Source organism: Serratia sp. SCBI, assembly GCF_000747565.1.
GTDB lineage: Bacteria > Pseudomonadota > Gammaproteobacteria > Enterobacterales > Enterobacteriaceae > Serratia > Serratia ureilytica.
In genome coordinates this window covers 4,837,534-4,863,422 of the sequence record NZ_CP003424.1, presented here as the reverse complement: position 1 = coordinate 4,863,422, position 25,889 = coordinate 4,837,534, and the positions used below count along the sequence as shown (strand labels likewise).

Genomic DNA, 25,889 nt, shown 5'->3' with positions numbered 1-25,889 from the left:
GCAGTGAGGGGGCCGCAGAGAATCACAGCGACTGGTGGCGGGTTTCTTTCATCAGCAGGAGGGCCAGCAGCGTCAGCCCGGCCATCGCCGCCAGGTACATGCCGACGTAAAACAGCCCGTAGTGGGCCGCCAGCCAGGTGGCGATGTAAGGCGCCACGGACGCGCCGAGAATCGACGCGACGTTGTAGGAGAACGATGCGCCGGTATAGCGCACTTCGGTGGGGAACAGCTCCGGCAGCAGCGCGCCCATCGGGCCAAAGGTCAGCCCCATGATGCTCAGGCCGCACAGCAGGAAGCCCATCACCAGCGCCTGGTTGCCGGAACCCAGCAGGGTCGGGAACAGGAACGCGAAGCCGATCATCAGCAGGGTAATGGCGATCATGGTCTTGCGACGGCCGAACGCGTCCGCCAGCAGGCCGGCGATGGGCACCATCACGCCGAAACCGATCACCGCCACCATCAGCATCCACAGGAAGCTGTTGCGGGAGTAACCGAGCCCCAGCGGCTGCGGCGCAGTGCCGTAGGTCATCGAATAGACCGTCATCAGATAAAACAGCGTGTAGGTCGCCAGCATGATGAAGGTGCCGAGGATGGTGGCTTTCAGATGCTTGCTCAGCAGCGTGCCGAGCGGCACTTTCACCTGTTTGCCGGCCTTGGCCGCTTTGGCGAACACCGGCGTTTCATGCAATGACACCCGGACGTACAGGCCAATCAGCACCAATGCGGCGGAGAGGATGAACGGCACGCGCCAGCCCCATTCCATAAATTGCTGGTCGCTCAGCAGCCACGAGAGCAGCAGGAAGGTGCCGTTGGCGAAGAAGAAGCCGATCGGGGCGCCCAACTGGGGGAAGGAGCCGTACAGCGCACGTTTTTTGGCCGGCGCGTTCTCCGTCGCCAGCAAGGCGGCGCCGCCCCATTCGCCACCCAGCCCCAGCCCCTGGCCAAAGCGCGCCAGCGCCAGCAGGATAGGGGCGAAGATGCCGATGGTTTCATAGCTCGGCAGCAGGCCGATCAGCACGGTGGAAATCCCCATGGTCAGCAGCGAGGCGACCAGCGTCACCTTGCGCCCCACGCGATCGCCGAAGTGGCCGAACAGCGCAGAGCCGATAGGGCGCGCGACAAAGGCGACGGCGAAGGTGGCCAGCGACTGCAGCGTCGCGGTGGTCGGGTCGCCCTGCGGGAAGAAGATGTGCGGGAACACGATCACCGCGGCGGTGGCGTAGATGTAAAAGTCGAAGAACTCGATGGCGGTGCCGACCAGCGAGGCGACGATGACTTTCCCGCGGGAATTCACCGGTGTAGACGCGTCGTCGGCGTCGAGTGGGGGTGCGATGGTGGCTTGCATATCAATTTCTTATTGTTGGAGGGGGTAAAAATCCATCTTAGTGACAGCATTCCGCCTTTTCAACGCTGGAACTCTGGGCTGCTCCGCCGCTAACCGGTTAAAAAGACTAATGTTTTACCTGACTTCTTTTCTGTAGCGTTAAACGTTGAGAAATGGGGTTCATACAGTGTGAATGGCTGTAAAAACGGGAAAGAAAAGTGACTGGGTAGTTTGTTATGCTGGTTTTTCGAATGCCATGCCGCATGATTTAGAGGGATTGACTGGTTTTTTGCTCATTAACCAGAGGAAAGTGCCGGCGCGTGCGATAACACCGGCACGATTGCATGGCTTCAGCGCGCCGGCGGCTCGCGTTCCGGCAAGGCTTTGTCGCCTTTGTAGTCGGCCGTTGCGATCCAGGCGGCGCAAAACAGCGTCAGGCGGGCGAAGAAGTAGAAGAACGCCATCAGCCCGATCACCGAGCCGAAGGCCGCGCCGGAAGGCGATTTCGCCACCTGCGGCAGCGTCATCGTCATCACGAACTTGATCACCTCAAAGCCGATAGCCGCAAGCAAGGTGCCGCGCAGCAGCGCTTTTTTCTTCGGTTTGTGGCGCGGCAGCATCCAGAAAATCCACAGGAACAGCAGATAGTTGGCGAAAATCGAGATCGACAGCGCGATCGTCGTCAGCGCCGGCCGCAGCCATTCGATGCCGTCCAGCCCCAGCGCGTTGACGATCGCCGCCTGCGCCGAGCCGGCGACCGAGGTCAGCGACAGCGTGATAATCAGTGCGACCACCAGGCCGGTCAGCGAGATGAAGTCGCGGGTGTACTTGAAATAGATTTTCTCCTGATCCTGCGGATTGCGCTCCCAGACGTCACGCGATTGCGCGCGGATCGCTTCGCGCAGGTTGCCCATCCAACTGATGCCGGAATAGAGCGCCAGCGCCAGGCCGGTCAATCCCACGGTGGTGCGCTGCTGAATGGCGGTGTTGACGGTGTTCTTCAGCGTGCTGGCCAGCGTCGGATCGCTGATGCTGCCGACGATCCGGTTGATCAAACGGGCCAGCAGATCCGGGTTGGAAGCCAGCACGAAACCGGCGGCGGCGAACGACACCATCAGGATCGGGATCAGCGAGAGGAATGAAAAATAGGTGATGGCGGCGCCGAACTGGCTGCCCAGCCGATCGTTAAAGCGTTCGGCGGCGCGCAGCAGGTGCGCAACGCTCGGCCAGGCTTTGATGCGTTCAATCAGACGTGAAAAACCGCTGATGCGGCGGTCGAGCGTTTCATGGCCGGTCTTGATGGCGATAAGCGGCTTCGGCGGCGTGTCTTGTGCGGGCTGGCGGCGTTCCTGGTCTGGTCCTGTAGGCATTACTTCACGATTTCCTTAACGTTAAACGGCATGTATCCGCGTTGATTATAGCCAAAGCCCCGCGGCGTTTTGAGCGCCGGGGCGGCAAACGGTCATTTTCCGAGCTTAACGCGTTAGCGCCCGGCATGAAATGCCAGGAGGCGGCCGATAGGTAAAATTCCTATGAAAACCCCGCCGCGCCTCGGTTTTTTCACTTCCCTACCTCCAATTTTTATCTGTTTCGTCGGCGAGAAAGCGTTTACTCATGATGTGGCGCCACGCGTTGCCGAGCGCCGCTCCGCTGCAGCCGTAGGGGCTGGAACGGTCTCACCCGTCATCAACAGAAAAACTGGAAGGTCTTATGAAATTGCTTAATCACCCCACCTGCCGTCCGTTTACCGAAGCGGGCAATCTGTCGCAGCTTTCCGCCTACTATGAAGAGGAGAGGCATATCATGTGGATGCTGCTGCGCGCTGCGCCGCGTCCTTGCTTTAATCAGGCGCTGATTGAAGACATCATGACGCTGGCGCAGGCGGCGAAAGAGTCTTCGCTGCGGTTCGATTTTTGGGTCACCGGCTCGCTGGTGCCGAACATGTTTAACGTCGGCGGCGATCTGCAGTTCTTCGCCGAAGCCATCAAGAACCGCAAACGCGAGGCGATGATGGCCTACGCGCGTGCCTGCATCGACTGCGTGCATGCGGCAGCGCGCGGTTTCGATACCGGCGCGGTCAGCATTGCGATGGTCGAAGGCAGCGCGCTGGGCGGCGGCTTTGAAGCGGCGCTGGCGCACCATTTCGTGTTGGCGCAGAACAATGCGCGCATGGGGTTCCCGGAGATTGCGTTCAACCTGTTTCCCGGCATGGGCGGTTACTCGCTGGTGGCGCGCAAGGCGGGCATGCGCTTGGCCGAAGAACTGATTTGGGGCGGCGAGTCGCACACCGCAGAGTGGTTCGAGAGCCGTGGGCTGGTGGATCAGCTGTTCCAGCCCGGCGACGCCTACATGGCGACGCGCACTTTCATCGATACCATCCGGCCGAAGCTCAACGGCATGCGCGCCATGTTGCGGGCGCGTCAGCGCGTGCTGCAACTGACGCGTTCCGAGCTGATGGACATTACCGAGGATTGGGTGCACTCGGCCTTCACCATTGAGGAAAAAGATCGCGCCTACATCGAGCGGCTGGTGATGTTGCAGGATCGCCACACCCTGAACCTGCGTCGTGCCGGCTAACGTTAACGCGCCCGCCTCACGCGGAAGGTGAGCGCGGGCGATAGGACTGCAGCCAATGCTCCAACTGTTCCGGGAGCATTGGCCGCGCAAACAGAAAGCCCTGCTTTTCGTCCACGCCGACCTCGTCGAGGAACTGATTTTCGCTCTCGGTCTCCACCCCTTCGGCGATCACGCGGAAGGCCAGCGCCTCCGCCGCCGCGACGATCGCGCGCACCAGCGATTGCGAAACCGGGTTGAAATTCACCCCGCGCACGAAGCTTTTATCCAGCTTGATGGCGTCCAGCGGAATACGCGCCAGCTGCGCCAGCGACGAATAGCCGGTGCCGAAATCGTCGAGATGCACCTGCGCACCCAGCTCGCGTAGCCGGGTGATCAGCACGCGCGCGCGGTTTTCGTCTTCAATCAGGCTGCTTTCAGTCAACTCGAAGTCCAGCAGACAAGGGGCCATGCGGTGACGGCGCAGCACCCCGAGCAGATCGTTGACGATGCCGTCATCGGCCAGCTGCCGGGCGGAGAGGTTGACCGCCACCCGCAGATTCAATCCCCGCTCTCGCCACTGCGCCGCCTGGCAGGCGGCGGTCTGCAGCACCCATTGGCCCAGCGGGCCGATCAGGCCGGACTCCTCGGCGTAGGAGATGAACTGCAGCGGCGGGATCAGGCCGCGCTCCGGCGAATCCCAGCGCACCAGCGCTTCCACGCTGTGCACTTCACCGCTGCGCGCGTCGATTTTAGGCTGGTAATACAATACCAGCTGATTTTGCTCCAGCCCTTTACGCAGGTTGGTGTCCAGCCACATGTATTCGGCGACGCGCTTGTTCATCTCCGGTGAGAAGACGGTATAGGTGCGTTTGCCGTGCTCCTTGGCGACGTACATGGCGGTATCGGCGCTGCGGATCAGGCTGTCGAGATCGTTGCCGTGCTCCGGGCACAGCGCGATGCCGATCGAACAGCCGGTATACACTTCGATCAGGCCGATGCGGAAAGGGGTCTTCAGCCGATCGATGATGCGCTGCGCCAGCGTTTGCAAACGTTCGCGATCGGTCTGAGGCGCCAGCACCAAAAATTCGTCGCCGCCGAGGCGGGCGAGCACCTGATCCGGGCTCAGGCAGCCGAGGATCGCCAGCGAGACCTCAACCAGCAGCCGATCGCCGAACATATGGCCGTAGGCGTCGTTGACCTTTTTGAAGTTGTCGAGATCGAGGTACACCAGGCCGAAACTCTCTTCGCCGCGCGTGGCGATGGCGTGGTTAATCTTGTCCTGGATGGCGTTACGGTTCGGCAGGCCGGTGATAATATCGGTGTTGGCCAGCACCCGCAGCCGTTCCTGAGCGCGACGCTCTTCGGTGATGTCGGTTCCGGAGCAGATCAGAAACACCTCGTTCTTGCCGCTGCCGCTGTGCACGAACTTATTGCGAAACAGGAACAGCCGCTCGCCCTTGACCGTCTTTACCCAGCGTTCCACCTCATACGAAGAGCCGTTGCGGAAGAAGCCGGCGATGTTGCGCCGCGAGGCGGCGGCTTCTTCCGGGCTCATAAACAGCTGGAAAACGTTCTTGCCGATCACCTCGTGTTCGTGCAGCCCGGTGTACTCCTCGCTCAGCCGATTGAAGCGCTGGATGCGGCCGTGCTGGTCGACGATCACGATCACCGAGTTGGCTTCGGACACCACCTGCTCGGCGAAGGAGAGCCCATGCACCAGATCGCGCGCCACGGATTGGGTATCGCTGAACGCGGACGCGGTGCCCGCCCATTCGAGGTTATTGACGCGGCGCCCGACCAGATGCAGATGCAGCGGTTCGCCGGCCAGCGTGATGGTGAGTTCAAGGCTGGCGGTCACGCCGGTCAAACGGCGAATTTTCGCCGCGTCCATGGCGCTCAGCGCCACCGCGACGTGGGCTTTGCCCTTAACGGCGGACAGCTCCAGGGCATTGCTGTCAAACGCCAGCCGCCAGTGGGGGCTCTGGGTGCCGAAGTGGGCGTTAAGAAGCTCAGGGCCTTGGTCTGCGGACATGATGATTCCTCAAAAGAGCACGGGCGGCCGGTCAGCACGAAGAACCGCTGGCGGCCTGTGGGCCCGAAAGTGGTCGCCGTGCGCGTCTGTGCATCATATAACAGGTTTTCACAGGCGGGGCGGGTAATGGAAACTATTCTATAAGCAATGATTAGTTTTGCGGTGTACGCGCCACCCGGCGACCGGTTGCCTTAAAGTGTAGGAGGAGAACATCGGGTCGTGCGAAGTTTGTACCGGCTTCCCCGCTAACGAAAAACGGTTGATGCAAGGTTGCCTTGTGGGCGAGTAAATTATAGCGGTGAGAGGGCGGCTGAAAAATAACCCTGTCGGGGAGATTTTTGCCGGGAAATTAAAATTTCCATCAAATAAACGCCTTCTTCATAGTTTTCTCATAATTGGTGAATAAACCCGTGACGGGTTTTAAAAAGTTTACACACCCTCGCATTACTTGAATTTTATCAGCCTATTATTATCTTCGACGAACGAATGAGCCTGTTAACGTACAGCGCTCCTGATGAAGAAAAATTTTTAAGGAAATGATTATGCGTAAATTGACGGCTTTATTTATTGCTTCCACGCTGGCTCTGGGTTCTGCTTCTGCGGCGTTCGCCGCTGATACGACGGCGGCCCCGGCTGCGGATGCGGCGCCGATGAAAATGATGCATCACAAGGGTGAAGGTAAAGGCGGCCCGTTCGCCGGGCTGAACCTGACCGAGCAGCAGCGCCAGCAAATGCGCGATATCATGAAAGAGTCGCACTCGAAACGCGGTCCGGGCATGAAAGAGGAACGCCAGGCGCTGCATAATCTGGTCGCTTCCGACAGCTTCGATGAAGCGAAGGCGAAGGCGCAAATTGACGCGATCGGCAAAGCGCAATCCGAACGCATGCTGGAACGCGCCAAGGCGGAAAATAAAATGTATAACCTGCTGACCCCTGAGCAGAAAAAACAATACAATGAGAATTATCAGAAACGTGAGCAAAAGATGATGGACCATATGAATAAAATGAAGGAGCAGATGTCCTCCGGTCAGTAATATACGCTCGCGGTAAATAAAAAAGGGCCAGACTATTTGTCTGGCCTTTTTTTTCGGCGTTATCTCCGGCAGGCCCGGCAGCGAGTGATTATCATTCCCCAGCGGCAATATGTCGGAACTGTTCGGCAACGGCCTGCGCAAAGCGCGGATCGTTAATATGGTAAGGCGTTTTTATTAACCGGCGCTTATGGGTGGCGTGCACCGTCTCCTCCAGCGTTTGCGTAAAGGCGGCCAGCGCTGCGGGATCCCAGAACGGTTGCCCAGGGGCATCCAGCGCCGACACGCCGCCCGCCGGTATCACGAAGCGCACTTCGCCCGCGCAGGCGTTGATTTTCTCGCCAATCCAATGACCGATTAGCGCATTTTCCCGTGGGCTGGTGCGCACCAGCGTCACTTGCGGATTGTGATGATGGCGCAGGCGGTTCGCGTAGCGAGCCGGCACCGTATTCAGCGCGCCGAAGTTGATCATGTCGATCGCGCCGCAGGAGAGTACGCACGGGATGCCGGTACGCGCGATAGCACCGAAACGATCTGCATTGCAGGGCAGCACACCGCCAAACAGGTAATCGGTCACTTCGGTGGTGGTCAAATCGATGGCGCCGTGCAGTTGCCGGCTATCGATCAGTTTTTCCAGCGCTCTGCCACCGCTGCCGGTCGCGTGAAACGTCAGGCAGTCCCATTGCGGCTCAAGATCGGCAACCAGCGCCTGAATGCAGGGGGTGGTGACGCCAAACATCGTCAGGCCGATTGCGGGCTTGTCGTCGTGATGATCGACGGCGGCGAAGCGGACTGCGCCGGCTATCTGGCGCGCCGCATTGCCCAGCACCCGGCGCGAGATACGGTTCAGGCCGGCGAGATCGGTGACCGAATACAACATGCTGATATCACTGGCGCCGACATAGGCGGAAACGTCTCCCGCCGCCATGCTCGAGACCATCAATTTCGGCAGGCCAATCGGCAACTGCTGCATTGCCGGCGTGATGATGGCGGTGCCACCGGAGCCGCCCAGGCCAAGCAGGCCGGCGATATCGCGGCGCGTCAGGATAAAACGTTCGAAAGCGGTCGCCATGGCGGCGATTGCCTGGCCGCGGCTGGCTAGAAAGACCGCGCCTGCGCCCGCCGGATGGTGGCGAGCGACCTCTTCTGGGCCGATATCGGCCGGGGAGTCAAACGGCAAGCTTCGGGTGGAGAGATCGACGGTTCGCGTGGGTAAATTCAGGCTGGCAATCAGCCGCCGCACATACTCCAACTCTTGTCCTTTCGTATCTGCTGTGGTAGCAATATAGACAAAATTTGAAGTATCTTTCATGGATTTTTCCGGGGTGTTTCTAATTTTTATTTAAAAATTAATGTATTATATTTTTTAGGTGCCCTGGTGTTGGCATTTAAATTAAATTGATTAATGTATTTATATAATGAGACGGCAGTATCATTTTTGCAAGGGCAGCTCAGTGCAAAATGGGACTCCTGTCTCATTTTTGAGCTTTTTGCGCGGCCAACCCTTTGTCGTCAACCTGTCGGCAGTGGCGTCTCGCCTGTCGCGCAAGCGTGTACAGATGTATGAGGTTTAAGTGCCGATAAATGCTTTTCCCACCCCGTCCGACCTTTCTCTGACCTCCGCCCGGGCGAAAACACATCGTTTGTTGCTGGCCAGCGCAATGACGCTGTATGGCGAGGGCGCGTTTCCATCGATCACCGATCTGGCGGCGCATGCGCAGGTATCGCGCGCGACCGCCTACCGCTACTTCCCGACCCAAAGCGCATTAATTACTGCGGTGGTGGCGGAAAGTCTGGGGCCTATTCTGGCGTGGCGCCCGCAGGACGACGATGCCCTGAAGCGCATCCAGCAGTTGCTGACGTTGGCCTATCCTCAGATGGAGCGACACGAAGGGGCGCTGCGCGCCGCATTGCAGCTCTCTTTGCAGCAGTGGGCGCACGCCACGCCGGGCGAAAAGTTCGTGCGCGGCAACCGCAAGCGGCTGCTGGCGCTGGCGGTAGAGCCGTTGCAGGGTAAACTGCCGCCAAATTCTTTACAGAGAGTGATTCATGCTTTCTCGCTGATTTACGGTTCTGAGGTGTTCCTGGTGCTGAAAGATATCTGGGGGCTGGAGCTTGAGGGTATCCAGGATGTCACGCAATGGATGGCCAAAGCCATCCTGCGTCAGGCGGAAGAGGATGCGATGAACAGCAAAAAAACATCAGCAGGATAATCCAATTTTTGCCGCTGCCTGAGTGAAAAACCAGCATAATTCACTGAGTAAATATTGGAAAAAGTTATAATTAAAAGTGATAAAAAGTGCCTGTTAAGCACTTTTCAGGCGACGCTTTCTTTGGTTGTCTTTTAATTAAATATCATTATTTATCATTGTATTAATTTAATTATCCCCCGCGAATAAATGCCGCCTCAGCGCTGAGCGAGATCATTCTCTTTCTTATCGTCCCCCGTCTGATTCATCCCTGAAACGTTCTCTCCGCCCACCGAACTGCCGAGTGACACATTAAGCGCACTTGAGATTGTTGTGCTTTATTTATTTGGTGTTACCAAACTGTTACACAAAAAATCTTATAAAACATTTGCAAACAACAACGGATGGTATCTGGGATGGAGAAGAAACTTAGAGGAGTTAAATCCGCTCGGGCGGCCTTCGGCTGGCCTGAAATCGGAGTTCATCGCGCACAATGGAGCGCGATGCTGATCTGCCTGACGGCGATCGGCGGCGCGCAGGCCTCCAGCTATATAGAGAACGGCAAAGCGGGCGATCCGGCCAGCTGGCGCAGCAGTGAGTTCAACGCGGAATGGGGGCTGGGGGCACTCCACGCCGACCAGGCCTACGCCGCCGGTTATACCGGAAAAGGCATCAAACTTGGCATTTTCGATCAGCCGGTCTACGCCAAGCACCCGGAGTTTGCCGGTGAGAATAAGGTGATCAATCTGGTTACCGAAGGCATCCGCGAATACACCGATCCCTATATTCCGGTGAAAAAAGGCGACACTTTCCGCTATGACGGTACGCCGAGCGTGGACTCCGATGGCACGCTCGGTTCGCACGGTACCCACGTGGGCGGCATCGCCGCCGGCAGCCGCGACGGCGGCGCCATGCACGGCGTGGCGTTCAATGCGCAGATCATCAGCGCCGAAAACGGCGATCCCGGCCCGGAGGACGGCATCATCCTCGGCAACGACGGCGCAGTGTACCAGGCCGGTTGGGATGCGCTGGTGGCCAGCGGCGCGCGCATCATCAATAACAGTTGGGGCATCGGCATTACCGAAAAGTTTGATGAGGGGGGTTATGACCCGGCTTATCCGCATTTCACAGTAAACGATGCGCAAAAGCAGTTCGATCAGATCAAACAGATCCTCGGCACCAAGCCCGGCGGCGCCTATCAGGGCGCGATCGACGCGGCGCGCAGCGGCGTGGTCACCATCTTCGCCGCCGGTAACGACGGCAATCTGAATAACCCCGATGCCATGGCCGGCCTGGCCTATTTCGTGCCGGAGATTGCACCGAACTGGCTGTCGGTCGCCAGCTTGCAGGATCCCACCAATACCGGCGACTACAGCATCAGCACCTTCTCTTCCCGCTGCGGCTACACCGCCAGCTTCTGCGTTTCGGCGCCGGGCACCCGGGTATACAGCTCGGTGATTGAAGGCACCAGCGTGGAGAATCTGACGACCGGCTACGCCAAATACAGCGGCACCTCGATGGCGGCGCCGCACGTGGCCGGCAGCGTTGCGGTGCTGATGGAGCGTTTCCCGTATCTGAGCGGCGCACAGGTGGCGGAAGTGCTGAAAACCACCGCCACCGACATGGGCGCGCCGGGCATCGACGCGCTCTACGGCTGGGGGATGATCAACCTGGGCAAGGCCATCAACGGTCCGGGCATGTTGGTGACCGCCGAGGATATTCCGGCGGAGTTCCGTATTCCGGATCCGACGGGCGTGGCTTACGGCCCGACCCAATTCGTGGTGGATCTGCCGGGCGTCGGCGCGGTGCTGGACAAGGGCAAACCGACCGAGCGCGTCTGCAGCGATGTGCTGTGCGGGCTGGACGTCTGGAGCAACGATATCTCCGGCCACGGCGGCCTGACCAAGCAGGGTATCGGCACCCTGGTGCTGACCGGTAACAACACTTATTCCGGCCCGACGCTGGTCAATCAGGGGCGGCTGGCGATCAACGGCTCGGTCACCTCGGACGTCAGCGTGCAGAGCGGCGGCATCGTCGGCGGCAGCGGCACGGTCGGTTCGCTGACCGCCCGCCGCGGCGGCACCGTGGCGCCGGGCAACTCGATCGGCACCTTGAACGTGGCGGGCAACGTCAGCTTCGAGCCGGGTTCGCGCTACGCGGTGGAAGTGGGGCCGAACGGCCAGAGCGATCGGATCCAGAGCAGCGGATCGGCGACGATCGGCGGCGGCGAGGTGGCGGTGACGCTGGAGAACAGCGCCAACCTGCTGACGCAAAGCGAGGTGCGCAGCCTGCTGGGCCAGCAGTACACCATCCTGAGCGCGCAGCAGGGGGTGAGCGGGCAGTTTGACGCGGTGGCGCCGAACTACCTGTTCCTCGGCACCGGGCTGAGCTACCAGCCGGCCGGGGTGACGCTGAGCGTCGGGCGCAACGGCACGAGCTTCGCCAGCGTGGCGCAGACGCCGAACGAGCGGGCGGTGGCGGCGGCGGCGGATGCGCTGGCGGCGGGCAACCCGGTGTACGAAAGCGTTCTTAACAGCGGCACGGCGGGCGAGGCGCGGCAGGCGTTCCGTCAGCTTTCGGGGCAAATCCATGCGGATATCGCGTCGGCGCTGGTGAACGACAGCCGCTACCTGCGTGAGGCGCTGAACGGGCGTCTGCGTCAGGCGGAAGGGCTGGCGAGCTCGTCGGCCATCAAGGCGGACGAGGACGGCGCCTGGGCGCAGCTGCTGGGGGCGTGGGACCACGCGTCGGGCGACGCCAACGCCACCGGCTATCAGGCCTCGACCTACGGGGTACTGGTGGGGCTGGACTCGGCGGCGGCGGCCGACTGGCGGCTGGGGGTAGCGACCGGCTACACCCGCACCTCGCTGCACGGCGGCTACGGGTCGAAGGCGGACAGCGACAACTACCACCTGGCGGCGTACGGCGACAAGCAGTTCGGGGCGCTGGCGCTGCGTGGCGGGGCGGGCTACACCTGGCACCGCATCGACACCAAACGGTCGGTGAACTACGGGATGCAGTCGGACCGTGACACGGCGAAGTACAGCGCGCGCACCGAACAGCTGTTCGCGGAAGCGGGCTACAGTGTGCAGGGCGAGTGGCTGAACCTGGAGCCGTTCGTCAACCTGGCGTACGTGAACTTCGAAAACAACGGCATCGCGGAAAGCGGCGGCGCGGCGGCGCTGCGCGGCGACAAGCAGCACACGGATGCGACGGTGTCGACGCTGGGGCTGCGTGCGGACACCGCGTGGCAGGTGACCCCGGGCACGACGGTGGCGCTGCGTAGCGAGCTGGGATGGCAACACCAGTACGGCGGGCTGGCGCGCGGCACCGGGCTGCGGTTCAACGGCGGCAACGCGCCGTTCGTGGTGGACAGCGTGCCGGTGTCGCGTGACGGCATGGTGCTGAAGGCGGGGGCGGAAGTGGCGGTGAACGAAAACGCCTCGCTGTCGCTGGGCTACGGCGGGCTGCTGTCGCAGCACCATCAGGACAACAGCGTCAACGCCGGCTTCACCTGGCGCTTCTAAGCAACATCGACTCAATCCTTGTACGGGAACCGCCTGCGGGCGGTTCCTTTTTCACATCCTGCTAATGAGAACCCGGCGCACCTGGGGCGTCGGCCAATAACAAGCAAAAGGTAAGGAAATGACAACAACAATGGGTTTTGATAGCAAAGGAAACGTTCGTCGCTCGCCGTGGCGGCTGAACGCGCTGGTCTGCTGCATGGCGCTGGCAGGGTATGCGCAGGCGGCGCCGCACGAGGTGAATGGCCAACCCGGCGATCCGGCCAGCTGGCGCAGCGCCGAATTCAACGCCAACTGGGGGTTGGGGGCGATCCACGCCGATGAGGCCTACGCCGCCGGCTACACCGGCAAAGGGCAAAAGGTGGGCATTTTCGACACTCCGGTTAACCGCCATCCCGAATTCGCCGGCGACGGCAAACTGATCAACGTCGTCACCGAAGGCTACCGCGCCTATACCGATCCGCACCGGCCGGGAATTAACGCCGGCGATCGCTTTTACTTCGACGGCACCTTCCACTTCTACAGCGGTTCGCAGGGCATGTTGAGCAATCACGGGGTGCACGTCGCGGGGATCAGCGCGGCGAATCGCGACGGCGTCGGCATGCACGGCGTGGCCTTCGATTCGCAGGTGATCAGCGTCGATAATGACAACGACGGCCCGGCGTACGGCGAATTCCTCGGCCTGGACGGCGCCGTCACCAATGCCGGCTGGCAGGCGATGATCAAGAGCGGCGTGCGGGTGATCAACAACAGCTGGGGCGTCAGCATTCCCGATTTCCTGTCCGACGGCGGCCGCGATCCTAACGCGCTGCACTTCGAGCTGAAGGATGCGCAGGAGCAATTCGATCAGGTCAAGCCGCTGCTCGGTAGCCTGGCCGGCGCAGGTTATCAGGGCGCCATCGACGCGGCGCGCAAAAATATTCTGGTGCTGTTCGCCGCCGGTAACGACGGCAATTACAACCAACCGGATGTGATCAGCGGGCTGGCCTACTTCGTGCCGGACATCGCGCCGAACTGGCTGTCGGTCGCCAGCGTGGCGCAGGATGCGGCATCCGCCAACAGCGTGCCTTACACCATCAGCAGCTTCTCGTCCCGCTGCGGCTATACCGCCAGCTTCTGCGTCTCGTCGCCGGGCAGCAAAATCTACAGCACCGTGGCCAACGGTTCCGATCCGGCCAATCTGGTGTCGGACTACGGCAATAAAAACGGCACCTCGATGGCGACCCCGCACGTCACCGGCGCAGTGGCGGTGTTGCTGCAGCGTTTCCCGTACATGAACTCGGCGCAGATTGCCGACTTGCTGAAAACCACCGCCACCGACATGGGCGCGCCGGGCATCGACGCGCTCTACGGCTGGGGGATGATCAACCTGGGCAAGGCCATCAACGGTCCGGGCATGTTGGTGACCGCCGAGGATATTCCGGCGGAGTTCCGTATTCCGGATCCGACGGGCGTGGCTTACGGCCCGACCCAATTCGTGGTGGATCTGCCGGGCGTCGGCGCGGTGCTGGACAAGGGCAAACCGACCGAGCGCGTCTGCAGCGATGTGCTGTGCGGGCTGGACGTCTGGAGCAACGATATCTCCGGCCACGGCGGCCTGACCAAGCAGGGTATCGGCACCCTGGTGCTGACCGGTAACAACACTTATTCCGGCCCGACGCTGGTCAATCAGGGGCGGCTGGCGATCAACGGCTCGGTCACCTCGGACGTCAGCGTGCAGAGCGGCGGCATCGTCGGCGGCAGCGGCACGGTCGGTTCGCTGACCGCCCGCCGCGGCGGCACCGTGGCGCCGGGCAACTCGATCGGCACCTTGAACGTGGCGGGCAACGTCAGCTTCGAGCCGGGTTCGCGCTACGCGGTGGAAGTGGGGCCGAACGGCCAGAGCGATCGGATCCAGAGCAGCGGATCGGCGACGATCGGCGGCGGCGAGGTGGCGGTGACGCTGGAGAACAGCGCCAACCTGCTGACGCAAAGCGAGGTGCGCAGCCTGCTGGGCCAGCAGTACACCATCCTGAGCGCGCAGCAGGGGGTGAGCGGGCAGTTTGACGCGGTGGCGCCGAACTACCTGTTCCTCGGCACCGGGCTGAGCTACCAGCCGGCCGGGGTGACGCTGAGCGTCGGGCGCAACGGCACGAGCTTCGCCAGCGTGGCGCAGACGCCGAACGAGCGGGCGGTGGCGGCGGCGGCGGATGCGCTGGCGGCGGGCAACCCGGTGTACGAAAGCGTTCTTAACAGCGGCACGGCGGGCGAGGCGCGGCAGGCGTTCCGTCAGCTTTCGGGGCAAATCCATGCGGATATCGCGTCGGCGCTGGTGAACGACAGCCGCTACCTGCGTGAGGCGCTGAACGGGCGTCTGCGTCAGGCGGAAGGGCTGGCGAGCTCGTCGGCCATCAAGGCGGACGAGGACGGCGCCTGGGCGCAGCTGCTGGGGGCGTGGGACCACGCGTCGGGCGACGCCAACGCCACCGGCTATCAGGCCTCGACCTACGGGGTACTGGTGGGGCTGGACTCGGCGGCGGCGGCCGACTGGCGGCTGGGGGTAGCGACCGGCTACACCCGCACCTCGCTGCACGGCGGCTACGGGTCGAAGGCGGACAGCGACAACTACCACCTGGCGGCGTACGGCGACAAGCAGTTCGGGGCGCTGGCGCTGCGTGGCGGGGCGGGCTACACCTGGCACCGCATCGACACCAAACGGTCGGTGAACTACGGGATGCAGTCGGACCGTGACACGGCGAAGTACAGCGCGCGCACCGAACAGCTGTTCGCGGAAGCGGGCTACAGYGTGCCGGGCGAGTGGCTGAACCTGGAGCCGTTCGTCAACCTGGCGTACGTGAACTTCGAAAACAACGGCATCGCGGAAAGCGGCGGCGCAGCGGCGCTGCGCGGCGACAAGCAGCACACGGATGCGACGGTGTCGACGCTGGGGCTGCGCGCGGACACCGCGTGGCAGGTGACCCCGGGCACGACGGTGGCGCTGCGCAGCGAGCTGGGATGGCAACACCAGTACGGCGGGCTGGCGCGCGGCACCGGGCTGCGGTTCAACGGCGGCAACGCGCCGTTCGTGGTGGACAGCGTGCCGGTGTCGCGCGACGGCATGGTGCTGAAGGCGGGGGCGGAAGTGGCGGTGAACGAAAACGCCTCGCTGTCGCTGGGCTACGGCGGGCTGCTGTCGCAGCACCATCAGGATAACAGCGTCAACGCCGGCTTCACCTGGCGCTTCTGACGTTCAGCGGTCATTACAACGACAACGGAGCCGGCATGCCGGCTCCGTTTTTATTTGCGGCGGTGGGGGGAGAACGTATGATGGCGCGGCGTCAGGACAATAAAAAACCGGGACCCTGACGGATCCCGGCTCAAAAGTGGGTAAAACAGATTAGCGCTAAAGGCTCAAGCCCCGTTTTGCTTATGCAGTCCGAGCGATGTGGACATCGTCTCAGTAGCGGCAACGGAACAAATTTTCCCTGGTGTTACTATGGTTATTATTAAAAAACGTGCTGGTGTTGTTTTTTATAGTGTATTGCTGTATGTCTCTTTTGATACCATGTTTGACGATGCAACATGGTATGTCAAGCAACGTTTTTAACGCATAATTGCATGGGATGCTAGTTTTAGATGTGGCTTTTTCAGCAGAAATAATCAAAACGACTGATAAATCAGTAAAAAAAATACGAAGGAACAAATGGATAACAATCACCAAAAATTCGATTCACAGTCGATTGCCAATCGGGTCAGAGAGCTGTTTTTACATTACGGGATTGGAAAACGTCAGCATGCCCGAGAGCTCAGCCGCATCTTGGATCTGAGTTTTTCACATGCGCACCGCAAATTGAAAGGGCAAAGCCCCTGGACGCTGGAACAGATCAACAGCGTCGCGGCCGCGCTCGGAGAAACGCCGGCGGCGATCGCCGATTTGAGCGCCGAACACGAGGCGGCCGAACCGAACATGGCGCGCGATGCCATCTTTTTTGTGGCAGGGGTCGCGATGCCTTGCGTCGGGCACATCGGCGACGAGCTTCCCGCCGGGCGGCCGGCGGAATTTGTGGCGCTGCGCATCGAGGGGCAATGGCATATCTATCGCGCCGATGAGGCGCCGGCAGGGCCGCGTTATGGCGTCGAACTGATCGAAATCCGGCCCGGCTATGGCGACGATGAGCGTCTGAGCATTGCGGTATTGGACGATTCGCATCAGGCGGCCGATGAGTTGGCCAAGTATCTTGGCGGCTGCGGTTTCAACGCGGTGGCGTTTTACGACGTCGACAGCTTCTGTCAGGCGTTGCAGCAAAGCCTGTTCGACGGTTACGTGGTGGACTGGCTGATCGGTGAAGAAACGGCGGATCGCTGTATCGCCACCATCCGCGCCTCCGACAACCCGGACGCGCCGGTACTGGTGCTGACCGGTGAGCTGGGCACCGATCGACGCGAATCGGAAATCGCTCAGGCGATGCGCGAGTACGATGTACTCGGCCCTTATGAAAAACCGGTGCGGCTCCATGTGATCGAAGCCGCACTGCAACGCTGTTTTAATCTTTAGCGGGGAACACCTCGGCCAGCGCGTTCGACAGCGCATCCAGCCGAACCGGCTTCATCAGGTAGTTGTCGAACAGCGCGCGCTGATCCGCCGTGAGTTGCTCCGGCGTGTAGGCGCTGATGCCGATGATCGGCACATGGCGGTTGGGGCCGCGACGATTGCGCAGCTGCCTGGCCAGGGCGGCGCCGTCGATGCCCGGCATCTGCAGATCCAGCAACAGCGCGTCGTAAGGGCGTCTGAGCAGTTTCTGCAACGCGCGTTCCGGCGAGTCACACAGTTCGTGCTGGTAACCCAGCTTATCCAGCAACGCCGCAAAGGCGTCACCCACCGACTTGTTGTCATCCACCACCAGCACCTGCTGCGGCTTCTGCTGCAGAGAGGTATTGGCGGCGGCGGGCTCGTCGGCGCGTTCTTCTTCACTGATCTGCACCGGAATGCTGACGATAAAGGTGCTGCCCTTCTTGATTTCGCTGTACACCGTGATGGTGCCGTCGAGCAGCGTCACCAGGCCGTGCACGATCGCCAATCCCATCCCCACGCCGGCATATTGCTTGGTATGCGACTGATCCAACTGGGTAAAGGGTTTGAAGATCTGATCGAGCTGGTCTTTTTCGATACCGATGCCGGTGTCGGTCACTTCGATAATCAGCGAACTGCCGCCGGGTTGACGGCGCAGACAGCTGTGCAGCGTAATGCTGCCGCTTTCGGTGTATTTGTAGGCGTTGGTCAGCAGGTTGACGATAATCTGCCGGATGCGCAGCGGGTCGGAATGCACCAACAGGTGGCTGCACTCCACCTCGCAGCTCAGCTTGACTTGCTCTTTGCGGGTCAAAGTAGCGATTTCGTTGGCGGTCTCCGCGATCAGCTTCTGCGCGTCGAACGGCACGATGCGCAGCTCCATCATGCCGCTGTCGAGGTGCGCGTAGTCGGTCAGATCTTTCATTTGGCTTTCGATCTGCTGCGCGGCGGTCTCCAGCCGCTGGAAGGTGTCCGCATGCTCCGCCGATACCCGGGTATTCACCAGCACGTCGATGGCCGACATCACGCTCTGCAATGAGGTGCGCAGTTCGTGGCCGATGGCGCCGAGGAAGGCGTTTTTGGTGCGGGTCGCTTTCTCCGCCTCGATCGCCTTGGCCTGCTGGCGAATGGTCAGCCGCTGCTGACGGAACACGATCAGGGTGATGGCGATCAGCGCGATCACCGAGAACATGACAATCACCAGCCCATAGAAAATGATGTGCCGTTTCTCGATGTAGTCCTCATAGGCGGCGGTGCGCTGCTTCACCTCGGCGTGGTCGGTCAGGTTGGCCATTTCGATGGCGTAAGGCTTAATGGCCTTCATGGCCGCGAAAACCTGATTGAAGTCGATTTTCGGGTTATCCAGCAGTTTATCGATGCGATCCATCTGCAGGCGCATCTGCTTGACCACTTCCGGGTAGCCCGGCTCGGCGTACAGCGGTTGCGTGGATTCGGAGACGGTTTCCAGCACGTAAAAGCGCGAATAGAGGATTTCGAATCGCAGCCGCAGGTTGTCGTTGTCCACCTGCGGCGCGTGGCTCTGCTGCTCGACGAACGTGTCGAATTCCGCCAGCTTGATGGAGAACTTGGCGATCGACCAGGAGTAGTTCTCCTGCGTGCCGGCGATGGCATACAGCCCTTTCTTCGATAGGGTGGCGCTGTAGTAATAGAGCGTGACGGTCGAAGCCACCAGAAACAGCGCGGCGAAGATGGCCGGTATCGCCAGCCTGCTGCCGTTCTTAAAGGTCGTCAGCTTCATTTGATCACGATCCTGTCGACTTGCCAGATAAAGCGCGAGTTGTACAACGGCGAGTTCAGCTCAGGCCCGGCGGCGTCACGCGGGTAAACCAGGAACAGCGGGCCGAAGTTTCTGAGCTTCAGCATCTCCCCGTCCATCTTGTAGGCCAGGATCATGTTGTACTTCTTGACGTCGGACAACGGCACGTCGATGTAATAATCGTTCAGCGCGTAGAAGGTCAGCGTCTCGCCCTTGGCGCCGACGCGCTCCAGGATGTCGGCCACCGAAATCCCTTCAAACTTCCTCTGCGGCGTCCAGGAGGTGGAGGTCGTGATGCTGTGCACCGGCATCGCCAACAGCTGTTTATCGGTGAACAGATAGCTTTTTTTGACCGGATCGGTCACGTTGTCGATCTTGCCCGCTACTTCCAGGGTAAAGCTGAGCGCGCTGCTCTGGGCGATAATCAGGGCCACGCAGGCCATCGCAAGGGTTTTGCATAGTTTGAACAGCATCGGCGTTCTCCAGAGGCGCGGGGAGGTTTGTATCAGTCCCGCTAATTTATCAGGCAGAATAATGGCAGAAAAAGCAGGCGGGTGCGAAGGGAATAGTAAACCGCACAAAAAGAACAGGCCGGTATTTACCCCGGCCTGAGAGTGGGATAAACGTAGCGCTTAGCGCATGGTGACGAACTCTTCCGCCGCGGTCGGGTGGATAGCCACGGTGTTGTCGAAGTCCTTCTTGGTGGCGCCCATCTTCACCGCCACCGCGAAGCCCTGCAGGATTTCGTCCATGCCGAAGCCGATGCCGTGCAGGCCGACGATCTTCTCTTCTTTACCCACGCACACCAGCTTCATACGGCACGGCTGGCGGTGCTGCGTCACGGCGCTGTACATGGCGGTGAAGGAGGACTTGTACACCTTCACGTTGTCCGCGCCGAACTTCTCGATGGCTTCCTGCTCGGTCAGGCCGACGGTGCCGATCGGCGGGTGGCTGAACACCACGGTGGCGATGTTGCTGTAATCCAGGTGCTCGTCCGGCTTGTTGTTGAACAGGCGCTCGGACAGGCGGCGGCCGGCGGCCACGGCGACCGGGGTCAGCTCTACCGCGCCGGTGTTGTCGCCCACCGCGTAGATGCCTTTGACGTTGGTGTTCTGGAACTTATCGACGTCGATGTAGCCTTTCTCATTGGTTTTCACCCCGGTCACGCCGAGGTTCAGGTTGTCGGTCGCCGGTTCGCGGCCGATGGCCCAAATCAGGCAGTCGACGGTGAATGCCTTGCCGTTTTCCAGCTGCAGCGTCAGGCTGCCGTCGGCGTTCTTGACGATTGCTTTCGGCACCGATTCGGTATGCAGGTTCGGCCCCTCGGTGTTCATCACTTCCACCAGGGTGTCGACGATCATCGGATCGAAGGTGCGCAGCGGCGCGTGCTTGCGCACGAACAGGTGCGTTTCCGCGCCCAGCGCGTTCAGCACGCCGGCGATCTCCACGGCGATATAGCCGGCGCCCACCACGGCGACGCGTTTCGGCATGGCGTCCAGCTCAAAGAAGCCGTCGGAGTCGATGCCGTATTCCGCGCCCGGAATAGCCGGATGGCTCGGGCGGCCGCCGGTGGCGATCAGGATGTGATCGGCGGTGATGGTTTCGCCGTTCACTTCCACGGTGTGCGCATCCACGAAGCGCGCGAACCCTTTGATCACGTCAACCTTGTTCTTGCCCAGCACGTTATCGTAGGAATTGTGGATGCGGTCGATATAGGCGGTGCGGTTGGCGACCAGCTTTTTCCAGTCGAAGGCGTTGACGGTGGTGTCGAAGCCGTAGTCCGGGCCGTACTGATGGATGGCCTCGGCGATCTGCGCCGCGTGCCACATGACTTTTTTCGGTACACAACCCACGTTTACACAGGTGCCGCCCAGCTCTTTGGCTTCAATCAGCGCACACTTTTGGCCGTACATGGCTGCCCGGTTGATCGATGCGATACCGCCGCTGCCGCCGCCAATTGCTAGATAATCGTAATGTTTCGTCATCTGGGATTTCCATGAGTTGTGAATTTGAAGAGGGTAAGAGTTTAACGCCTGACCGGGGTTTGTCGCAAAGATTGCGTCGATGGCTGCGATAGGCGGACGCAGGGCGCGGTAAACCGCGCCCTGCCGGGGATTATTCCGGTACCACCCAGTTGACCAGATGGTGGCCGATGCCCGACGGCACCAGCACCTTGTGCAGCCACGGCAGCACGTTTTTCATCTGCTGTTCCAGCTTCCACGGCGGGTTGATGACGATCATGCCGGAGGCGGTCATGCCGCGCTGATCGCTGTCGGGTTTCACCGCCAGCTCGATCTGCAGGATGCGGCGAATGCCGGTGGCTTCCAGATCGCGCAGCATGCGTTTGATCTGCTGGCGCATCACCACCGGGTACCACAGCGCGTAGGTGCCGGTGGCGAAACGCTTGTAGCCTTCCTGAATGCCTTTGACCACGTCCTGGTAATCGGTCTTCATTTCATACGGCGGGTCCATCAGGATCAGGCCGCGGCGCGACGGTGGCGGCAGCTGGGATTTCAGCTGCTGATAGCCGTCGGCGCGCTGCACTTTGGCGCGCTCGTCTTTCTGGAACTCGCTGCGCAGCAGCGGGTAATCGCTCGGGTGCAGCTCGGTCAGGTGAATTTTATCCTGAGGGCGCAGCAGCTGGCGGGCGATCAGCGGCGAACCGGGGTAGTAGCGCAGCGTGCCGGAACGGTTGAAGTTGTGCACCACGCTCATGTAGGCCGCCAGCTCCTCGGGCAGATCGTCGCGTTGCCACAGCAAGCCGATGCCTTCCAGGTATTCGCCGGTGCGCTCGGCGTGTTCGCCGCTGAGCTGATAACGGCCCGCGCCCGAGTGGGTATCCAGATACAGGAAAGGCTTCTCTTTTTCCTTCAGCGACTCGATGATCAGGCTCTGAACGGTGTGTTTGAGCACGTCGGCGTGGTTGCCGGCGTGGAAACTGTGGCGATAACTTAACATGACGGGTGGCGGTTCCTTGTGCTCCGCAGACGGAGCATTCAATGCAATAAGGCTTATAATCTGCACAGTATAAACTGTCTGGCCGGGAAAAACCGGACTCCGTTGCCGCAGACGTTAACAGAAAGGGACAGGACGATGAGCAAACAGGCGATTTTGGCGAATTACCCCGACGCGGCGCGCTGGGCGTTCGGCGACGGCCCTGCGTTAGCCGACGAACTGCTGGGGTTGGTGCTGAGCGGGGATAAAACCGCCACCTGCAGTTCCTATGCGAGCTATCGTCGGGAACAAACCCCGAGGATCGGCGATTACAGCATCGTTCTTGATGGCCGCGGCGAACCGGCCTGCGTGATCAGAACTCTGGCGCTGCGCCTGGTGCGCTACGACCAGGTGACCGCCGAGATGGCGGCCAAAGAGGGCGAAGGCGACAAAAGCCTGGCATTTTGGCGCGAGGGGCATCAGGCATTCTTTACCCGCGAGGGGAGCTTTGCGCCGGACATGTGGCTGGTATTCGAAGAATTCGAACGGGTTGAAACGCTGTGAATCACAAGGAGAAAGGATGAGCTGCATTTTTTGCGACATCGTGGCGGGCAAGGCGCCGTGCCATAAAATCTGGGAAGACGACGACCATCTGGCGTTCCTGTCCATCTTTCCCAACACCGACGGTTTCAGCGTGGTGATCCCCAAGGCGCACCACCCGAGCTACGCGTTTGACCTGCCGGACGAGGTGCTGAGTGCGTTGATGCTGGCGACCAAGAGGGTGGCGCGGCAGCTGGATCGCGCGTTCGACGACGTCGGCCGCTGCGGCATGGTGTTCGAGGGCTACGGCGTCGACCATGTGCACGCCAAACTGATCCCGCTGCACGGCACTGCGTCGCTGGAGCAGTGGCGGCCGATCGAATCGACCTCGCCGAAGTTTTTCACGCGTTACGAAGGCTACATTTCCTCCCACGACGCCGCGCGCGCCGACGACGAACAGCTGGCGGCGCTGGCCGCCCGCATTCGCCAATGCGCCGTTTAAGGCACGAACGATCAACGCCGGGCATTGATTTTCCTGTTGCCCGGCTCCATGTTAGAGATTCATACGCATTTTAAGGCTCGCCCTCGCGGCGGGCCCCAACGCTAATCAGGACTGCCCTATGACAAATCCGTTGCTGACTCCGTTTTCCCTGCCGCCGTTCTCGGCGATCCGCCCTGAAGATATCGTGCCTGCGGTGCAATCCGCGCTGGCGGACTGCCGCGCCGCGGTAGAGCGCGTGGTCGCGCAGCCGGGGCCGTTCACCTGGGACAATTTGTGTCAGCCGTTGGCGGAGTCGGACGATCGCCTGTCGCGCATCTGGTCGCCGATCGGGCACCTGAACTCGGTGAAAAACAGCCCGGAGCTGCGCGCCGCCTATGAGCAGGCGCTGCCGCTGCTGTCCGAGTACGGCACCTGGGTCGGCCAGCACGAAGGGCTGTACCAGGCCTACCGCAGCCTGAAAGAGGGCGCGGCGTTCGAGACGCTGAGCGTGCCGCAGCGCAAGGCGGTGGACAACGCGCTGCGCGATTTCGAACTCTCGGGCATCGGCCTGTCGGCGGACAAACAGCAGCGCTACGGCGAGATCGTCGCGCGCCTGTCCGAACTGGGCTCTACCTACAGCAACAACGTGCTCGACGCCACCATGGGCTGGAGCAAACTGATTACCGACGAAGCCGAGCTGAGCGGCCTGCCGGAAAGCGCCCTGGCGCAGGCCCAGGCGATGGCGCAGGCCAAAGAGCAGGACGGCTGGCTGCTGACGCTGGACATGCCGAGCTACCTGCCGGTGCTGACCTACGCCGACAACCGCGCGCTGCGCGAAGAGATGTACCGCGCCTTCGCCACCCGCGCCTCCGATCAGGGGCCGAACGCCGGCAAATGGGATAACAGCGAAGTGATGGCGGAAACGCTGGCGCTGCGCCATGAGCTGGCTCAGCTGCTGGGCTTTGACACCTACGCCGACAAGTCGCTGGCGACCAAGATGGCGGAAAGCCCGGAGCAGGTGATCGGCTTCCTGAGCGATCTGGCCAAACGCGCCCGCCCGCAGGCCGAGCAGGAGCTGGCACAGCTGCGCGCCTTCGCCAAACAGCACTATGGCGTGGACGAGCTCGACGCCTGGGACATCACCTATTACGGCGAAAAACAGAAGCAGCACCTGTTCTCCATCAGCGACGAGCAGCTGCGCCCGTACTTCCCGGAACAGCGTGTGGTGGAAGGGCTGTTCGAAGTGGTGAAACGCATTTACGGCATCACCGCCAAAGAGCGTAAAGACGTGGATACCTGGCATCCGGACGTGCGCTTCTTCGATCTGTTCGACGCCGACGGAGAACTGCGCGGCAGCTTCTACCTCGATCTGTACGCCCGCGAAAACAAACGCGGCGGCGCCTGGATGGACGACTGCGTCGGCAGCCTGCGCAAGGCCGACGGCACGCTGCAAAAACCGGTCGCTTACCTGACCTGCAACTTCAACCGCCCGCTGGGCGATCAGCCGGCGCTGTTCACCCATAACGAAGTGACTACGCTGTTCCACGAGTTCGGCCACGGTCTGCACCACATGCTGACGCAGATCGATACCGCCGGCGTCTCCGGCATCAACGGGGTGCCGTGGGATGCGGTCGAGCTGCCGAGCCAGTTTATGGAAAACTGGTGCTGGGAGCCGGAAGCGCTGGCGTTTATCTCCGGCCACTACCAGAGCGGCGAGCCGCTGCCGAAGGCCATGCTCGACAAGCTGCTGGCGGCCAAGAATTACCAGGCGGCGCTGTTCATCCTGCGCCAGCTCGAGTTCGGCCTGTTCGATTTCCGCATGCACTTCGAATACAGCCCGGAGAAAGGGGCGCAGATCCTGCCGACGCTGGCGGAAGTGAAGAAAATGGTGGCGGTGGTGCCTTCGCCGAGCTGGGGCCGCTTCCCGCACGCCTTCAGCCACATCTTCGCCGGCGGCTACGCGGCGGGTTACTACAGCTACCTGTGGGCGGAAGTGCTGTCGGCCGACGCCTACTCGCGCTTCGAAGAAGAGGGGATTTTCAACGCCGAGACCGGCAAATCTTTCCTCGACAACATCCTGTCGCGCGGCGGTTCGGAAGAGCCGATGGCGCTGTTCAAACGCTTCCGTGGCCGCGAGCCGCAGCTGGATGCTATGCTGCGCCATTACGGCATTAAAGGATAACCCGACACGTGAGCGTGTGTTTATTGTGTGAAGCAGGCGCCGATCCCGGCGCCTTGTCTGTTTTGGCGCAGCGCTGGCGGCTGACGTCCGACGACGACGCGCCGATGGCGCTGGTACTGACCCCGCAGCGGCTGGAGCTGCGCAAGCGCGACGAGCCGAAGCTTGGCGGGATCTACGTCGATTTCGTCTCCGGCGCCATGGCGCACCGGCGCCGCTTTGGCGGCGGCCGCGGCGAGGCGGTGGCCAAGGCGGTCGGCATCAAGGGCAGCTACCTGCCGGACGTGGTGGACGCCACCGCCGGGCTGGGGCGCGACGCCTTCGTGCTGGCGGCGCTGGGCTGCCGGGTGCGGATGCTGGAGCGCAATCCGGTGGTGGCGGCGTTGCTGGACGACGGCCTGCAGCGCGGCTATCAGGATGCGGAAATCGGCCCGTGGCTGCGCGATCGTCTGATGCTGCTGCACGCCTCCAGCCTGACGGCGCTGGCGGATCTCAGCCCGCGCCCGGAGGTGGTGTATCTCGATCCGATGTTCCCGCACAAGCAGAAAAGCGCGCTGGTGAAGAAAGAGATGCGGGTGTTCCAATCGCTGGTGGGCAGCGACGATGACGCCGACGGCCTGCTGGAACCGGCGCGCCGTTTGGCGACCAAGCGCGTGGTGGTGAAACGCCCGGACTACGCGCCGCCGCTGGCCGACGTGCCGGCGCACGCCGCCACGCTGACCAAAAGCCACCGTTTCGACATCTACATGCCGCTGTAATGTCTGCCGGGCCCG

19 protein-coding genes are annotated in these 25,889 nt (G+C 61.4%); 11 read left to right on the top strand and 8 right to left on the bottom strand.

The genetic code is table 11. The annotated features are described in order from the left end of the window. Nucleotides 1-22 precede the first annotated feature (22 nt). The gene (locus tag SERRSCBI_RS22625) at nt 23-1,345 is read right to left on the bottom strand and encodes an MFS transporter (RefSeq protein ID WP_016930463.1); all 1,323 of its coding nucleotides are present in this window, start codon (nt 1,343-1,345) and stop codon (nt 23-25) included. A 329-nt stretch (nt 1,346-1,674) separates the two neighbouring features. Beyond that, entirely contained in the window at nt 1,675-2,694 is a 1,020-nt protein-coding gene (yhjD, locus tag SERRSCBI_RS22620) for an inner membrane protein YhjD (RefSeq protein ID WP_021505224.1), read from the bottom strand. A gap of 340 nt (nt 2,695-3,034) precedes the next feature. Here yhjD and SERRSCBI_RS22615 point away from each other — a divergent pair, with 340 nt between their 5' ends. Further along, nucleotides 3,035-3,901: a crotonase/enoyl-CoA hydratase family protein gene (locus SERRSCBI_RS22615; RefSeq protein WP_033652699.1), complete on the top strand. Its 867-nt coding sequence runs from the start codon at nt 3,035-3,037 to the stop codon at nt 3,899-3,901. Between the two features lie 16 nt (nt 3,902-3,917). Here SERRSCBI_RS22615 and pdeR read toward each other — a convergent pair whose 3' ends face one another. Continuing rightward, on the bottom strand, nt 3,918-5,912 hold the full coding sequence (pdeR, locus tag SERRSCBI_RS22610) for a cyclic di-GMP phosphodiesterase (protein WP_033645368.1): 1,995 nt from the start codon (nt 5,910-5,912) through the stop codon (nt 3,918-3,920). A 542-nt stretch (nt 5,913-6,454) separates the two neighbouring features. On the opposite strand from pdeR, the gene spy reads away from it, so the two are divergent. Then, complete coding sequence (spy, locus tag SERRSCBI_RS22605) at nt 6,455-6,946, top strand: ATP-independent periplasmic protein-refolding chaperone Spy (RefSeq protein ID WP_033645367.1); 492 nt, start codon at nt 6,455-6,457, stop codon at nt 6,944-6,946. A gap of 91 nt (nt 6,947-7,037) precedes the next feature. On the opposite strand, the gene SERRSCBI_RS22600 is transcribed toward spy, so the two are convergent. After that, nucleotides 7,038-8,255, bottom strand: coding sequence for a Tm-1-like ATP-binding domain-containing protein (locus SERRSCBI_RS22600; protein WP_042785546.1), 1,218 nt, complete (start codon nt 8,253-8,255; stop codon nt 7,038-7,040). 262 nt (nt 8,256-8,517) lie between these two features. Here SERRSCBI_RS22600 and SERRSCBI_RS22595 point away from each other — a divergent pair, with 262 nt between their 5' ends. From SERRSCBI_RS22595 to SERRSCBI_RS22580, 5 genes are all read left to right on the top strand, one after another. Next, on the top strand, nt 8,518-9,156 hold the full coding sequence (locus SERRSCBI_RS22595; RefSeq protein ID WP_042785544.1) for a TetR/AcrR family transcriptional regulator: 639 nt from the start codon (nt 8,518-8,520) through the stop codon (nt 9,154-9,156). Nucleotides 9,157-9,635: 479 nt separating this feature from the next. After that, a complete protein-coding gene (locus SERRSCBI_RS22590) occupies nt 9,636-12,659 on the top strand; it encodes an autotransporter serine protease (protein WP_042785543.1) in 3,024 nt (1,007 codons plus the stop codon). Between the two features lie 118 nt (nt 12,660-12,777). Then, on the top strand, nt 12,778-15,882 hold the full coding sequence (locus SERRSCBI_RS22585) for an autotransporter outer membrane beta-barrel domain-containing protein (protein ID WP_369795882.1): 3,105 nt from the start codon (nt 12,778-12,780) through the stop codon (nt 15,880-15,882). Between the two features lie 198 nt (nt 15,883-16,080). Further along, entirely contained in the window at nt 16,081-16,242 is a 162-nt protein-coding gene (locus SERRSCBI_RS24840; RefSeq protein ID WP_156965117.1) for a hypothetical protein, read from the top strand. 96 nt (nt 16,243-16,338) lie between these two features. Further along, complete coding sequence (locus SERRSCBI_RS22580) at nt 16,339-17,190, top strand: helix-turn-helix domain-containing protein (protein WP_033645361.1); 852 nt, start codon at nt 16,339-16,341, stop codon at nt 17,188-17,190. Here SERRSCBI_RS22580 and SERRSCBI_RS22575 read toward each other — a convergent pair. From SERRSCBI_RS22575 to SERRSCBI_RS22560, 4 genes are all read right to left on the bottom strand, one after another. After that, nucleotides 17,180-18,964, bottom strand: a complete 1,785-nt coding sequence (locus SERRSCBI_RS22575; RefSeq protein ID WP_042785542.1) for an ATP-binding protein — start codon at nt 18,962-18,964, stop codon at nt 17,180-17,182. The genes SERRSCBI_RS22580 and SERRSCBI_RS22575 overlap by 11 nt on opposite strands. Next, nucleotides 18,961-19,455, bottom strand: a complete 495-nt coding sequence (locus SERRSCBI_RS22570; protein ID WP_033645359.1) for a molybdopterin-dependent oxidoreductase — start codon at nt 19,453-19,455, stop codon at nt 18,961-18,963. Before SERRSCBI_RS22570 ends, SERRSCBI_RS22575 begins: the two co-directional genes overlap by 4 nt. A gap of 159 nt (nt 19,456-19,614) precedes the next feature. Then, nucleotides 19,615-20,967 carry a glutathione-disulfide reductase gene (gorA, locus tag SERRSCBI_RS22565; RefSeq protein ID WP_042785541.1) on the bottom strand — a complete coding sequence of 451 codons (1,353 nt, stop codon included), beginning with the start codon at nt 20,965-20,967 and terminating at the stop codon, nt 19,615-19,617. Nucleotides 20,968-21,097: 130 nt separating this feature from the next. Then, a complete protein-coding gene (locus SERRSCBI_RS22560) occupies nt 21,098-21,940 on the bottom strand; it encodes a 23S rRNA (adenine(2030)-N(6))-methyltransferase RlmJ (RefSeq protein WP_033636386.1) in 843 nt (280 codons plus the stop codon). 135 nt (nt 21,941-22,075) lie between these two features. On the opposite strand from SERRSCBI_RS22560, the gene SERRSCBI_RS22555 reads away from it, so the two are divergent. The 4 genes from SERRSCBI_RS22555 (at nt 22,076) to rsmJ (ending at nt 25,874) form a co-directional block, all read left to right on the top strand. Continuing rightward, nucleotides 22,076-22,480: an ASCH domain-containing protein gene (locus tag SERRSCBI_RS22555; RefSeq protein WP_025304616.1), complete on the top strand. Its 405-nt coding sequence runs from the start codon at nt 22,076-22,078 to the stop codon at nt 22,478-22,480. Between the two features lie 16 nt (nt 22,481-22,496). Further along, entirely contained in the window at nt 22,497-22,958 is a 462-nt protein-coding gene (locus SERRSCBI_RS22550) for an HIT family protein (protein ID WP_042785540.1), read from the top strand. Between the two features lie 118 nt (nt 22,959-23,076). After that, on the top strand, nt 23,077-25,119 hold the full coding sequence (gene prlC / locus SERRSCBI_RS22545; RefSeq protein ID WP_033645356.1) for an oligopeptidase A: 2,043 nt from the start codon (nt 23,077-23,079) through the stop codon (nt 25,117-25,119). 8 nt (nt 25,120-25,127) lie between these two features. Further along, a complete protein-coding gene (gene rsmJ, locus SERRSCBI_RS22540) occupies nt 25,128-25,874 on the top strand; it encodes a 16S rRNA (guanine(1516)-N(2))-methyltransferase RsmJ (protein WP_042785539.1) in 747 nt (248 codons plus the stop codon). Nucleotides 25,875-25,889: the final 15 nt, after the last annotated feature.